10 protein-coding genes and 2 pseudogenes are annotated in these 13,520 nt (G+C 70.2%); all 12 read left to right on the top strand.

The window, feature by feature from the left end; all coding sequences use genetic code 11:
* Positions 1–669: 669 nt before the first annotated feature.
* The 12 genes and pseudogenes from dacB to AB0J95_RS02395 all read left to right on the top strand — a co-directional run bounded on the left by dacB (position 670) and on the right by AB0J95_RS02395 (position 13,518).
* Complete coding sequence (gene dacB, locus AB0J95_RS02450; protein WP_364751217.1) at positions 670–3,471, top strand: D-alanyl-D-alanine carboxypeptidase/D-alanyl-D-alanine-endopeptidase; 2,802 nt, start codon at positions 670–672, stop codon at positions 3,469–3,471.
* Positions 3,472–3,569: 98 nt separating this feature from the next.
* The gene (locus tag AB0J95_RS02445) at positions 3,570–4,628 is read left to right on the top strand and encodes a zinc-dependent metalloprotease (protein ID WP_364753410.1); all 1,059 of its coding nucleotides are present in this window, start codon (positions 3,570–3,572) and stop codon (positions 4,626–4,628) included.
* The gene (gene tilS / locus AB0J95_RS02440) at positions 4,604–5,542 is read left to right on the top strand and encodes a tRNA lysidine(34) synthetase TilS (RefSeq protein ID WP_364751215.1); all 939 of its coding nucleotides are present in this window, start codon (positions 4,604–4,606) and stop codon (positions 5,540–5,542) included. The genes AB0J95_RS02445 and tilS overlap by 25 nt, the downstream gene beginning before the upstream one ends.
* An 11-nt stretch (positions 5,543–5,553) precedes the next feature.
* Positions 5,554–6,108, top strand: coding sequence for a hypoxanthine phosphoribosyltransferase (hpt, locus tag AB0J95_RS02435; RefSeq protein WP_364751213.1), 555 nt, complete (start codon positions 5,554–5,556; stop codon positions 6,106–6,108).
* Positions 6,109–6,338: 230 nt separating this feature from the next.
* Entirely contained in the window at positions 6,339–8,525 is a 2,187-nt protein-coding gene (gene ftsH, locus AB0J95_RS02430; protein WP_364751211.1) for an ATP-dependent zinc metalloprotease FtsH, read from the top strand.
* 8 nt (positions 8,526–8,533) lie between these two features.
* Positions 8,534–8,803, top strand: a pseudogene (locus AB0J95_RS02425) (GTP cyclohydrolase I); the annotation flags it as partial.
* Between the two features lie 489 nt (positions 8,804–9,292).
* Positions 9,293–9,640 (top strand): annotated as a pseudogene (folE, locus tag AB0J95_RS02420) (GTP cyclohydrolase I); the annotation flags it as partial.
* The gene (folP, locus tag AB0J95_RS02415) at positions 9,637–10,476 is read left to right on the top strand and encodes a dihydropteroate synthase (RefSeq protein ID WP_364751209.1); all 840 of its coding nucleotides are present in this window, start codon (positions 9,637–9,639) and stop codon (positions 10,474–10,476) included. The pseudogene folE and the gene folP, both read left to right, overlap by 4 nt.
* Positions 10,469–10,831 (top strand): dihydroneopterin aldolase, encoded by a 363-nt coding sequence (gene folB / locus AB0J95_RS02410; protein WP_364751208.1) that lies wholly within the window; start codon positions 10,469–10,471, stop codon positions 10,829–10,831. The genes folP and folB overlap by 8 nt, the downstream gene beginning before the upstream one ends.
* Positions 10,828–11,322 carry a 2-amino-4-hydroxy-6-hydroxymethyldihydropteridine diphosphokinase gene (folK, locus tag AB0J95_RS02405; RefSeq protein ID WP_364751207.1) on the top strand — a complete coding sequence of 165 codons (495 nt, stop codon included), beginning with the start codon at positions 10,828–10,830 and terminating at the stop codon, positions 11,320–11,322. The genes folB and folK overlap by 4 nt, the downstream gene beginning before the upstream one ends.
* Positions 11,319–11,774 (top strand): DUF3180 domain-containing protein, encoded by a 456-nt coding sequence (locus AB0J95_RS02400; protein ID WP_364751204.1) that lies wholly within the window; start codon positions 11,319–11,321, stop codon positions 11,772–11,774. Before folK ends, AB0J95_RS02400 begins: the two co-directional genes overlap by 4 nt.
* Positions 11,775–11,853: 79 nt before the next feature.
* Positions 11,854–13,518, top strand: coding sequence for a DUF6779 domain-containing protein (locus tag AB0J95_RS02395; protein ID WP_364751202.1), 1,665 nt, complete (start codon positions 11,854–11,856; stop codon positions 13,516–13,518).
* Positions 13,519–13,520 lie beyond the last annotated feature (2 nt).

Genomic DNA, 13,520 nt, shown 5'->3' with positions numbered 1-13,520 from the left:
GGNACCGGTGCCGAGCCGGGCCAGTCGTGGGCTGCTGACCTGGACTCTCAGGCGGGCTCCGCCGCTGAGCCAGCCCCGTCTTGGGCAGGCGAGTCGGATGCCGAGTTGGGTACCGGTGCCGAGCCGGGCCAGTCGTGGGCTGCTGACCTGGACTCTCAGGCGGGCTCCGCCGCTGAGCCAGCCCCGTCTTGGGCAGGCGAGTCGGATGCTGAGTCGGGCCAGTCGTGGGCTGCTGACGTGGAAGCTCAGTCGGGTTCGGGCGCTGAATCAGCTGCGGTATGGGCAGGCGAGTCGGATGCCGAGTTGGGCGCCGGTGCCGAGCCGGGCCAGTCGTGGGCTGCTGACCTGGACTCTCAGGCGGGCTCCGCCGCTGAGCCAGCCCCGCCTTGGGCCGCCGGGTCGGAGACCACATCGGACGCTGCCGATGAGTCGGTCTCTGCAGCCGATCTGGACATCCAGTCCAGCCCAACCGCTGGGTCGGCCGGGACGTGGGCGGATGAGTCGGCCGCCGAATCGGGCCCTGCCGATGAGTCAGTCCGGGCTTGGGCAGGCGAGCCGGATCCTGCTGCTGAGTCGGCATCGGGGTGGTCGGCGGATGGCGAGCCGGGCCCTGCCGCGGAGTCGGGCTCGAGGTGGTCGGCGGAGCCGGGCGCTGCTGATGAGCCCGATGTGGAGTCGGTCGATGAGGTCGATGGCGCGGAACCGGGCCTTGCCGCTGAGGTGGCCCCGGAGGCCGAGCCGGAGCTGTGGGCGGGGTTTGCCGCTGAGGTGGCGTCGGCGACGGAGCCGGCTTCCGCGGGGGTGCAGGGGCCCGAGGCTGAGCCTGCGACGTTCTCCGGGGTGGCGCCTGTTCAGCGGGATGAGGACGGCGACACCGGCCCGTCGTGGAGGTGGTCGGCGTTCGAGCCGAGTGGTGAGGCTCCGGATGAGCCCGGGTGGTCGTTGTTCCAGCCGTCCGAGGAGCGCGTTGGCAAGGAGCCTGATGAGCCCGCGACGCTCTCGCGGATCGAGCCCGTGCGGCGCGACGACGTGGCGGCTCCCGACGAGCCCGCGACGTTGTCCGGGGTGGAACCGGTCAAGCCCGCGGCGGGTGAAGGCGAGAAGACCGCCCGGCTGAGTGAACCGCCGACGGTGTCGGGGTTGAAGCCGGTCAAGCCGAAGACCCCGGAGCCGTCGGACGAGCCCGCCACGGTGACCGGCCTGACCCCCGTGCGACCCGGCAAGACCGACGACTCACCAACCCAGCCACGCACCCGCGACGACTCGCCGACCAAACCCGGCCGCACCCGCCCCACCACACCAACCCGTCCGACCGAACCGCCCAACCAACCAGGACGGCCACCAGCCCCACCCACCCGGTCAACGCAACCGGCCCAGCCCGGCAAACCACCCACCCAAACCAGCCTCCCGGGCAAGACCGCCAATCAAGCCGGCCCGCCACTCACCCCGCCCGGCCTGGCAGCCACCCAGTCGGTGAAGCCGCCGGGCAACGCAGCCATGGCAGGCAAAGCAGGCCCCCCGAACGCCCCGGCCCAGCCTGGCCAGGCGAACAAATCAGGCCCGCCGAATGCCCCAGGCGCACCGAGCAACACGGGGCCCCAAGGCAAGACCGGGCCTCTGAACGCGCCGGGCAAACCCGGCACGCAGGGCAAGCCAGGCCCCAACGGGCCGGGTAACCCTGGCCTCCTGACCACGCCGGGCAACACCGGCGTCCAGGGCAAGACCGGGCCCCTAGCCACGCCGCGCAAGGCCATCGACCCACCGACGGTCGCGGGCCTGGCGCCCGTCCGCCCGGCCAAGCCCGAAGCGCAACCCACCTCGCCGATGCGCAAACCCGAGGCGGCCACCTCCCGCCTCCAAGTCCCGCCTCGCCAACCCGGCTCCTACACCGAGGAAGCGACCAAACGCATCCAGCTCCCGGCCATCTTCCCGATGGTGGACCCGGACTCCCGCCCCGCGGTCAAACCCGTCAGCCGCCCCGGGTACCCACCCCCGGAGCCCCCGCGCGCCGCCCCCGTCCGCATCGAACCCAAACCCACCAAGGAAGAGGACGACGAGCCGACCCGGGAAGCGCCCCCACGCAACAAGAAGAAGGCCCTGCTGATCACCGCCGCCGCTGTTGTCGTTGTGGCGGTTGGGGTTGCCTTCGGGGTGCCGCAGGTGCGGGAGAAGTTGCTGGGCAAGGACACGCCCGCGGTGGCGATCCAGCCCGCGCCTTCGCCGGTGGCGTTCACGCCTGCCCTCAAGGGACCCAGTGCGGACGCACCCATGCCTACCCCTGATGGGGTGAAGAACGCTTTGTCCGGGCCTGCGTCCGCGCCCGCGTTGGGCACGTTGACCGGCGCGGTGATGGACGCGTCGACCGGGACGATGTTGTGGGAACGCAACTCCACCACGCCGATCATGCCCGCGTCGACCGCGAAGGTGCTGACGTCGGCGGCGGCGTTGCTGAAGCTCGACCGTGGCCAGCAGTTCGTCACCCGGGTGGTGGCCGGGAAGGAACCCGGGTCGGTGGTGCTCGTCGGCGGCGGCGACCCGACCATCTCCTCGTTGCCCGCCGGGAAGAACTCGGTCTACGAGGGCGCCGCGCACCTGGATGACCTTGTCGCACAGGTGAAAGCGAACGCAGGGGGCAAGGTCACGCAGGTCTACCTGGATGTCACCCGGTACACCGGCGACGGTCTCGCGCAGGGCTGGATCCCCGGGGACGTGCCGGGTGGGTACATCGCCCCGATCGTGCCCGCGATGATGGACGGCGGACGGCAGAACCCGGCGCTGGATGTCAGCGCCCGCAGCGGCCAGCCCGCCCGCACGCTCGCCACCGAGCTGGCGAAACGCCTCGGTGCCACGGTCGCCGCGAAGCCGGAGATCACCGCCGAGGCCGACGCGAAGGTGCTCGGCGAGATCCGGTCCGCGCCGCTGGCCGAGCTGATCGACAACTACCTGCAGATCTCCGACAACGTGCTCGCCGAGACCGTCGCCCGTGAGGTCGCCAAGGCCGTCGGCGAGGAGCCGTCGTTCGCCGGGGTGAGCCGGTCGACGCTGAAGGTGTTGCAGGAGAACGGGTTCGACACGACCGGTGCGGCGCTGATCGACGGCAGTGGACTGTCCACATCGGACCATGTGCCTGCCAGGCTGCTGGCGTCGGTGCTCGCGGTCGCGGCCGGGCCGGACGGCAAGGATCCGAGGACCGCCAAGTTGCGTTCGTTGCTCGGCGGTCTGCCCGTCGCCGGTGGCAGCGGGACCCTGGAGCCTCGGTTCCAGCCCGGGACGCCGTCCGCGGTCGGCCGCGGCTGGGTCCGGGCCAAGACCGGCACGCTGTCCGGGGTGAACTCGCTCGCCGGGGTCGTCCTGGACGCCGACGGCCGGATCCTGGTGTTCGCGATGATGACCAACGGGACCGCCGCGGACGCCGCCCGCCCGGCGCTCGACGCGGTCGCCTCGACCCTCCGGAGCTGCGGCTGCAGGTGAAACCCGGTGAACACCGAGGTAACCATTCATGTGCTGTCCGTGGTTGTGTCGCCACGGGACGCAAATGCTGAGGTAGCGTCGGTGGGGTGGAAGCGGCGATGGAGATCAAGCGTGATGGGGCCGGGTCGCCCGTGGACTGGGCGCTCGCCGTCTCCACCGGGCAACGGCTGGTCCGGGGCGGCCCGAACGTCCCGATAGCGGAGGCCGAGGCGGCGGTCCGCGAGCTGCGGGAGATCACCGACGTCGCCGAAGGGCACGTGCGGCTGCAGACCGGGCTCGGTGCGGGCCTGCCACTGCCGCCGGGCGAGGTCGTCGACCGGCCCGGCTGGATCAAGGCCGCGGCCGAGGGCCTGGCCGTGCTCACCGAAGGTGCCCTGCCACGGGCCTACTCGGGCCCCTTGGGCAGCGTGATGGCGGGCAGCGCCGGGGTGCAGGCCGGGATGGTGCTGGCGTTCCTGGGTTCCCGGGTGCTCGGCCAGTACGACCCGTTCAACGACGGCGGCCGTCTCCTCCTGGTCGCGCCGAACATCATTGGCGCGCAACGAGCTTTGGACGTGCCCGCGCGCGACTTCCGGATGTGGGTGGCGCTGCACGAGTGCACGCACCGGCTGCAGTTCACCGCGGTCCCGTGGCTGCGCGAGTACTTCGCGGGCGAGGTGAAGAAGTTCCTGTCCGGCATGGACGACACCGCCGCGAGCGCGCTGAACCGGTTGCCCGAGGTGATCAAGCAGGCGCGGCGGCGGTCGCTGGACAACAGCGGCACGTCCACCGGCCCGGTGGCGTTGATGGAGCTGCTCCAGTCCGCCGAACAACGCGAGACCTTCGATCGGCTCATTTCGCTGTCGACGCTGCTCGAAGGGCATGCGGACTTCGTCATGGACGACGTTGGCCCGGCGGTCGTGCCGACCGTGGACGTCATCCGGCGGCGGTTCACCGAACGCCGTCGCGGCGGCGGGTTGCTCGACCGGGTGCTGCGCACACTTCTGGGTGTGGACGCCAAGGTCAAGCAGTACGCCGCGGGCGCCGCGTTCACCAAGCACATCGTCGACGCGGCCGGGATGGACGGCTTCAACACCGTCTGGACCTCGCCGGAGACCCTGCCGCGGCGCGCGGAGATCACGGACCCTGAGGCATGGCTGCGCCGAGTGCGTCCCTGATCGTCCGCACCGCGGTCAAAGCCCTGCTCCAGCACACCGATCCGGACCGGATCGCGGTCGGGGTGTCCGGCGGAGCCGACTCCCTCGCGCTGGCCGTAGCGGCAAGCACGCTGACCGAAGTGACAGCGGTGATCGTCGACCACGGCCTGCAGCACAACTCCGCCGAGGTCGCCGAGACCGCGGCGGAGCAACTCCGGCAACGGGACATCAAGGCCAAGATCGTCCGGATCCAGGTCGGCACCCACGGCGGCCCCGAAGCAGCGGCACGAAAAGCCCGTTACGAGGCGCTCAGACACCACGGTGACCTGGTCCTGCTCGGCCACACCCTGGACGACCAGGCCGAGACGGTCCTGCTCGGACTGGGCCGCGGCTCGGGGCCGAGGTCGATCGCCGGCATGCGCGCCCTCGACCCGCCCTGGGGCCGCCCGCTGCTCACGGTTCGTCGCGCGACGACCGTTCAGGCGTGCCGGGAACTGGGCCTGGAGCCTTGGCGGGACCCGCACAACGAAGATCAACGCTTCACCCGTGTGCGTCTGAGGCATGAGGTCATCCCCCTCATGGAGGAGGTCCTTCAGGGTGGAGTTCCCGGGGCCCTCGCGCGGACGGCGGATCAGCTGCGGGAGGACCTCGACGCGCTCGACGCATGGTCCGCGCGCATTCTGGAGTCCGCAGAGGACAAAGGAACACTGCAGGTAGCGGCTTTGCGTGACGTGCCGGTCGCGGTCCGCAAACGCGTGCTGAGAAGTTGGCTGAAAGATGCCGGGGTGGCCGAACTCACTGCCGGACACCTCCGGTCGGTGGACGCCCTTGTGAGTGAATGGCGTGGTCAGGGGCCTGTGTGGTTGCCGGGCGGCTTTGCGGCCCGGCGCGGCCATGGGACGCTCTGCGTGCACAAGCCGGACCGGGAACCTTGAGAGGGGAAGGCGTGTACGACGGCGACATCGCCTCCGTGCTGATCACCGAGCAAGAGATCAACGAGAAGATCGCCGAACTCGCCAAGCAGGTGGCCGATGACTATCCGGCCGGCGGCGCGCGTTCGGACCTCGTGCTGGTCGGCGTCCTGAAGGGCGCCGTGATGTTCATGACCGACTTCGCCCGGGCCCTGCCGATCCCCGTCCAGCTGGAGTTCATGGCGGTCAGCTCCTACGGCTCGGCCACCTCCTCCTCGGGGGTGGTGCGCATCCTCAAGGACCTCGACCGGGACATCGCCGGCCGGGACGTGCTGATCGTCGAGGACATCATCGACTCGGGCCTGACCCTGTCGTGGCTGCTCAAGAACCTGCAGTCGCGCGGGCCGGCCACGCTGCGGGTGTGCACGCTGCTGCGCAAGCCGGACGCGGTCAAGGTGGACGTGCCGGTGGAGTACGTGGGCTTCGAGATCCCGAACGAGTTCGTCGTCGGGTACGGCCTCGACTACGCCGAGCGCTACCGTGACCTGCCCTACATCGGCACGCTGGACCCCAAGGTCTACGCAAGCTGAGGGACCCCTCAGTTTCGCCGGGAACCGCACGTGGAACCCGCCCGTTAAGTTCCCGTGTCCGGCGAGGGCACCCTGCCGCGAGCTACCCTCAGTGAACTAGACGCCAACGGCGTTGGATATGGGCGGTACGCTGGTTGGACCGGATTGTCCCGCCGGTGTGGGCTGTGGGGTTGCCACGGCCCGGTAAGCAAGCCAGGGAGGGTCGAGGCCGCCGGGCGGCCGTAAGTGAATTGGACCGCAAGCGACTGCTCCGAAACCCGCTGCTGTGGATCTTGGCGGTGTTCCTGCTGTACCTCGCGTTCAGCACGATCTTCGACGACACCCGTGGCTATTCGCAGGTCTCCACCACACAGGCGATCACGCAGGTCACCACGGGCAACGTTGACAAGGCGACGCTGGAGGACAAGGAGCAGCAGCTCAAGCTGACCCTCAAGGACCCCAGCAAGGCCGACGGCCAGCGGCAGATCTTCACGTCCTTCCCGGCCACGGCCGGCGACGACGTGTTCAACCTGCTCCGGACGAACAACGTCAATTTCGAGACGAAGGTCACACAGGAGTCCTTCCTCTCCCAGATCCTGCTGTTCGCCATCCCGCTGGTGCTGCTGGGCCTGCTGCTGCTCTGGATGATGAACAACGTCCAGGGCGGCGGGAACCGGGTGATGAACTTCGGCAAGTCCAAGGCCAAACAGTTGTCCAAGGACATGCCCAAGACCACGTTCGCCGACGTGGCCGGTGCCGACGAGGCCGTCGAAGAGCTGTACGAGATCAAGGACTTCCTCCAGAACCCGGGCCGATACCAGGCGCTCGGCGCGAAGATCCCGAAGGGCGTGCTGCTCTACGGCCCGCCCGGAACCGGCAAGACGCTGCTGGCGCGTGCGGTCGCCGGTGAGGCGGGCGTGCCGTTCTACACGATCTCCGGATCGGACTTCGTCGAGATGTTCGTCGGTGTCGGTGCCTCGCGTGTCCGCGACCTGTTCGAGCAGGCGAAGCAGAACGCGCCGTGCATCATCTTCGTCGACGAGATCGACGCGGTCGGCCGCCAGCGCGGCGCCGGCCTCGGCGGTGGTCACGACGAGCGCGAGCAGACCCTGAACCAGCTGCTGGTCGAGATGGACGGGTTCGACGCGCGCGGCGGGATCATCCTGATCGCGGCGACCAACCGGCCGGACATCCTCGACCCGGCGCTGCTGCGCCCGGGCCGGTTCGACCGGCAGATCCCGGTCTCCGCGCCGGACCTGACCGGCCGCCGCAAGATCCTCGAGGTGCACTCCAAGGGCAAGCCGATGGCGGCCGACGTGGACCTGCAGGCGCTGGCCAAGCGGACCGTCGGGATGTCCGGCGCCGACCTGGCCAACGTGCTCAACGAGGCCGCGCTGCTGACTGCTCGCCAGAACGGCACCATGATCGACGGTCTCGCGCTCGAGGAGTCGGTGGACCGGGTGATCGGCGGTCCGGCCCGCAAGAGCCGGATCATCTCCGAGAAGGAGAAGAAGATCACCGCCTACCACGAGGGCGGGCACGCGCTCGCCGCGTGGGCGATGCCGGACCTCGAGCCGGTCTACAAGCTGACCATCCTGCCGCGCGGCCGCACGGGCGGGCACGCTCTGGTCGTCCCCGAGGACGACAAGGGCTTGATGACCCGCTCGGAGATGATCGCGCGCCTGGTGTTCGCGCTCGGCGGGCGTTCAGCCGAGGAGCTGGTGTTCCACGAGCCGACCACCGGTGCCTCCTCGGACATCGACCAGGCCACCAAGATCGCCAAGGCGATGGTGACCGAGTACGGCATGAGCGCCCGGCTGGGTGCCGTGAAGTACGGCCAGGACCAGGGCGACCCGTTCCTGGGCCGGTCGATGGGCCACGCGCCGGACTACTCGCTGGAGGTCGCGCACGAGATCGACGAGGAGGTGCGGGCGCTGATCGAGGCGGCCCACACCGAGGCGTGGGAGGTGCTCAACACCTACCGCGACGTCCTCGACGACCTGGTGGTCGAGCTGCTGGACAAGGAGACGTTGCAGCGCAAGGACCTGGAGCGGATCTTCTCCCGGGTGGAGAAGCGCCCCCGGATCACCGCGTTCAACGACTTCGGCGAGCGCGTCCCGTCCGACAAGCCGCCGGTCAAGACCCGCGGTGAGCTGGCGATGGAGCGGGGCGAGCCGTGGCCGCCGCTGCAGGAGGAGCCGGAGCCGACCCCGGTCGGTGCCGTGGGCGGGGCCAAGGACCTGCCCAAGGAGGCGAACAACGGCGCGCTGCCCAACGGCCTGCCGCCTGCCTCGTACACCCCGCAGCCCGGCTACTCGCCTCCGCCGCCGTACACGCCGGAGAAGCGGGCCGGCGGCCCGCCCAACTACGGCGCGCCTCCCGGCTGGCGGCCCGCCACGTCCCCCAACCAGGACCCGGACGAGCGGGACAAGAGCTGAGCAGCGACATCAACCCGAACGGAGTGGCCCCCGGTCACTCCGTTCGGCCTGTATTCGACCAGGTCCGCGCCGAGAACGCGGTCCGCGAGCTGCTGCTGGCCTGCGGCGAGGACCCCGACCGCGAAGGCCTCGCGGACACCCCGGCGCGGGTCGCCCGCGCCTACCGGGAGATGTTCGCCGGTCTGTACATGGACGCGGACTCCGTCCTGGCCAAGACGTTCGACGAGAGCCACGAAGAACTCGTCCTGGTCACGGACATCCCGATGTACTCGTACTGCCTGCCGGGGGCGCAGCCGGTCGATGCCGTTGACGGGCCGAAAGCGGCTCGGATCGTCGGTGCCGGTGACCGGTTGTGGACCTTGGTGGACGGCGAGCTCACCGAGACCACGGTCGTTGGTGTGACCACTCGGACGGCTCCCGGGCTCGTCGAGGTGCGGACCGCGAAGGGCCGGTTCCGGGTGACGCCCGACCATCCGCTCGCGACGCCCGCGGGCTGGATGGAGGCGAAGGACGTCGCCGGGACATCCGTCGAATGGACGGTGCCGGGTGGGAAGGCCCTTGCCCGTCCGGCGCTCGCCGCGGTCGGCGCGTCGGTGGACGGGTGGTCCCTGCGGCACGGGTTCGCCCAGGATTCGCACCGGACCAGCCTGGCCGGCTCGGAGTGGGCCGAGGTCGAGTCGGTCGAGCCGATTCCCGGGCCGGTCACGGTTCACAGTTTTACTTGTGACCCGCATCCGACTTTTTTGGTGGCGGGGCATTTGACGCATAACTGCGAACACCATTTGCTGCCATTCCATGGGGTCGCGAATGTCGGTTACATCCCCAACGAACACGGGAAAGTGACCGGGCTTTCGAAGCTGGCGCGGCTGGTCGACGCCTATGCGAAACGGCCGCAGGTGCAGGAACGGCTGACCTCGCAGATCGCCGACTCGCTGGTGCGCACGTTGCAGCCGCGCGGGGCGATCGTGGTGGTCGAGGCCGAGCACCTGTGCATGTCGATGCGGGGGATCCGCAAGCCCGGGGCGCGGACCACGACGTCGGCGGTGCGCGGCATCTTCAAGACCTCGGCGTCGTCCAGGGCCGAGGCGCTGGACCTGATGAAGGCGCGCAGATGACCCACCGGCTGCTGCCCGACCCGGGCCGCTGCGTGGTGATGGGCGTCCTGAATGTCACCCCGGACTCGTTCTCCGACGGTGGCCGCTACCTCTCGGTGGACGACGCGGTGAACCACGCGCACGAGATGTGGGCGCTGGGTGCCGACCTGGTGGATGTCGGCGGGGAGTCGACGCGGCCGGGGGCGGAACGGGTCGAGCCGGAGATCGAGATCGCCCGGATCGAGCCGGTGATCAAGGAACTGTCCGGCGCGGGTGTGCGGATCAGCGTGGACACCATGCGTGCACGGGTGGCTGAGGCGGCGCTGCGGGCCGGGGCCACTGTGGTCAACGACGTGTCGGGTGGGCTCGCGGACCCGGACATGGCGAGGGTCGTGGCGAACGCCAAGGTGCCGTGGATCCTCATGCACTGGCGTGGCCACAGCAAGGACATGAACTCCCTGGCCAACTACACCGATGTGGTCGGCGAGGTCCGGGCCGAGCTCCACCAGCGCATCGACGCGGCGATCCAGGCAGGTGTACCCGAAGAGGCGATCGTCATCGACCCAGGGTTGGGCTTCGCCAAGCAAGCGCCACACGATTGGGCGTTGTTGCGTCACCTGGACGTGTTCATCGGCTCGGGCTTCCCAGTGCTGGTCGGCGCCTCGCGCAAGCGTTTCATCGGCCGGCTGCTGGCGGACGCCGACGGCACGCCAAGGCCGCCAGACGGCCGCGAGGACGCCACAGCGGCGATTTCGACGCTGGCAGCGGCCAAAGGCGTGTGGGGCGTGCGGGTGCACGATGTGGCGCGTTCGCTGGACGCCGTGCGGGTCGTCGCCGAATGGGGGACTTGTGGCTGATCGGATCACGCTCACCGGTCTTCGGGTGCGTGGCAATCACGGCGTGTTCGAGCACGAGAAACGCGACGGCCAGGACTTCCTGGTCGACATCACCGCGTGGCTCTCGCTGACCGAAGCGGCGGAGACGGACGACCTCACCAAAACGTTGCACTACGGCGAACTCGCGGAGCGCGCGGCGGCGATCGTGGCCGGTCCGGCGCGCGACCTCATCGAGACCGTGGCCGCCGAGATCGCCGGCGATGTGCTGACCGACGAGCGCGTGACCGCCGTGGAAGTGACTGTCCACAAGCCATCAGCGCCGATCCCGTTGACGTTCGAGGATGTCGCGGTGACCGTGCGCCGGGAGCGCGGATGACGACGGCAGTGCTGTCCATTGGGTCCAACATGGGCGATCGCCTCGGCCACCTGCAGTCCGTTGTGGATGGTCTGCCCGCGCTGGCGGTGTCGTCGGTGTACGAGACAGCGCCGTGGGGTGTCACCGGCCAGGACGACTACCTCAACGCCATCGTCGTCGTGTCCCATGAGGACATCGACGAATGGGGCTGGTTGCATCGCGCGCATACGCTGGAGAACGCGGCCGGCCGGGTGCGTGAAGTCCGTTGGGGACCGCGGACGTTGGACGTCGACGTGATCACCGTAGCGGGCGTGACCAGCGAAGATCCCACCTTGGAGCTGCCGCATCCACGTGCGCACGAGCGGGCGTTCGTGCTGGTGCCGTGGCTCGAGGTGCAGCCCGACGCCGAACTTCCCGGGCACGGCAGGATTGCGGACCTGGTGGCCGCGCTGCCCGCGAGCGAGATCGCGGGTGTGCGGCGGCGCGAGGACCTGAAGCTGGAGGCCGTGTGAGGTTCACCAAGCCGCGCGACCTGATCGCCGCCGGGCTGGTCGCCGGGATCGTGCTGTACCTGATCATGCAGTCGGCGTACGGCTCGCTGCCGCCGTTGCCCACTTTGGCCGGTGTGACCCTGGTGGTCATCGCCGTTATCGACGTGGTGCTGGGGTTCTCGCTGCGCGCGCGGATCCGGTCGAAGACGGGCCGTCCGGTGCAAGCGCTTGCGGCGGCGCGGGCGGTGGCGCTGGCCAAGGCGTCGTCCATGCTGGGCGCGATCATGCTCGGCGCCTGGCTGGGGGTGCTCGTCTACGTCCTGCCGAAGCGGTCGGACATCGTCGCCGCGGCGAACGACACCACCAGTTCGGTGATCGGCATCGTGTGCGCGGCCCTGCTGATCGGCGCGGGTCTGTGGCTGGAGCACTGCTTGCGGACGCCCAAGGACCCGGACGATCCCGGCGACCACTGACCGCTGCTCAACGCGGATTTAACTTTTGAACCGACACGACTTGGTCTCGACCTTGTAACTGCCCGGTACGGTGTAGGGCATGACGAGCCGTGCGCCCTCGCCGCGTGAAGGCCGCAGGGTGCCGAGCACGGCGCGCCTGTTGCTGGGCGGTGCACTGGTGCTGGGGCTCGGTGCCACGCTCGTCCTGGTGTTCAGCGACGACGCCCGGTTCCTCAAGCTGGGGATCGTGGCCGCGCTGTGGGCCGCCCTGGTCGGCGCGTTCCTCGCCGCCCGGTTCCGCCGCCAGGTGACCGACAGGACCGACAACTCCGCCGAGCTGCGCGCGATCTACGAGCTGGAACTGGAGCGGGAGATCGCCGCCCGGCGGGAGTACGAGCTGGAGCTGGAGGCCGAGGCCAAGCGCAAGGCCGAGGAGCAGTCCAGCAACGAGATCGCCGCGCTGCGCACCGAGCTGGGCGCGCTGCGCGAGACGCTGCAAGGCCTGCTGGGCGGCGAGGTGCTGGTCGAGCGGCTCGCGCTGCAGGCGACCCGGATGCGGTCGCTCGGTGACGAGGCCCCGCAGATCTCCCGGCAGTCGCAGGTGAAACGGCTCAGCCCTAGTCAGTCGTCCGGAGCAGTGTCCCGCGAACAGGTGATCATCCCGGCCGAGCCGCAGACCGAGCTGATGGACCGCGTGCCGGCGGACCGCCAGGCACCGCGCCGCCCACCGACCCAACGTCAGCAGCCCCAGCGTCCGGCCGCGCGTGAGGCGCAGCGCCCGCAGGAGCGGCAGGCTCGCCAGCAGCCGCGGCCGTTGACCCGCGAGGAGCGCATCGACCCGGCCGATCCCGGTTCGGGCTGGTGGGAGCCGGTCGTCCAACCAGGACAGGCCACCCCGTCGCGTCAGGACTCCTACCAGCGGCCGTTGGCCGGTGACTCGGCGCGCAGCCTTGGTGAGGGCATCGATCCGAACTGGACGCCGTCGTGGGAGCGCCAGGCCGCTGCTCCACAACAACCGCCCCAGCCGCCTGTTCAGCCGGGCCGTCCGCCGCGTCCGCCGAAGGGCCAGCAGAGCCAGCCGTTGCCGCGTCCGGAGGCTGAGACCCGCGTGCAGGCGCCCATCCCGGCGGATCCCGCGACGCGCGTTCGGCCGGTGTCGCCTGCAGCAGCGGAAACTCGTGTGCAGCCACCAGTCTCCCCAGCTGCCGCAGAGACTCGGGTACAGCCGTTGTCTCCTGCAGCCGCTGAGACTCGTGTGCAGCCGTTGCCTCCGGCTATGTCCTCTTCGGCCTCGCAGACTCGTGTTCAGCCCGTGAAACCGGCTGAGAACCGCATGCCGCCTCCCGCCGAGCCCCGCCCGCCGCGCAGCCAGCCTTCCGCCGAGATGCCCGTGCCGATGGTGCCCGCGGCCGCGGAGACCCGGGTGCAGCCTTCGTTCCAGACACGCGTACCGGAGTCGCGGGTTGTCGACACCCCGCCGCCTGCCGACTCGGGTGGCCGCCGCCGCGCCGAGGAGACCGGTGGCCGCCGCCGGGCCGTTGAGGAGCCGGGCGCGTCCACCGGCGGGCGCCGTCGCCGCCCCGACGACGTTGCGTCCTGGCAGGACTCCATGTCGGGTGCGCGGAACACCGGCAGCCACGCCAAACCCGTTGCCCCACCCCCACCAACCGGTTCGCACGCCGAGGGCAAGTCCGTCAGCGAACTGCTCGCCGCCTACGGCACCGCCGACAGCCCGCGCCGCCGCCGTCGCCGCGACGACGACTAGCT

This window comes from Actinocrispum sp. NPDC049592, from assembly GCF_040675465.1.
Taxonomy (GTDB): domain Bacteria; phylum Actinomycetota; class Actinomycetes; order Mycobacteriales; family Pseudonocardiaceae; genus Kibdelosporangium.
Note: the sequence above shows the minus strand (reverse complement) of the source record. Positions and strands in the feature narration are given on the sequence as shown.

Coding starts and splice junctions, on each gene's coding strand:
- AB0J95_RS02445 (WP_364753410.1), top strand. CDS start 3,570: ATGGAGATCAAGCGTGATGGGGCCGGGTCGCCCGTGGACTGGGCGCTC.
- tilS (WP_364751215.1), top strand. CDS start 4,604: ATGGCTGCGCCGAGTGCGTCCCTGATCGTCCGCACCGCGGTCAAAGCC.
- folP (WP_364751209.1), top strand. CDS start 9,637: ATGACCCACCGGCTGCTGCCCGACCCGGGCCGCTGCGTGGTGATGGGC.
- folK (WP_364751207.1), top strand. CDS start 10,828: ATGACGACGGCAGTGCTGTCCATTGGGTCCAACATGGGCGATCGCCTC.
- AB0J95_RS02395 (WP_364751202.1), top strand. CDS start 11,854: ATGACGAGCCGTGCGCCCTCGCCGCGTGAAGGCCGCAGGGTGCCGAGC.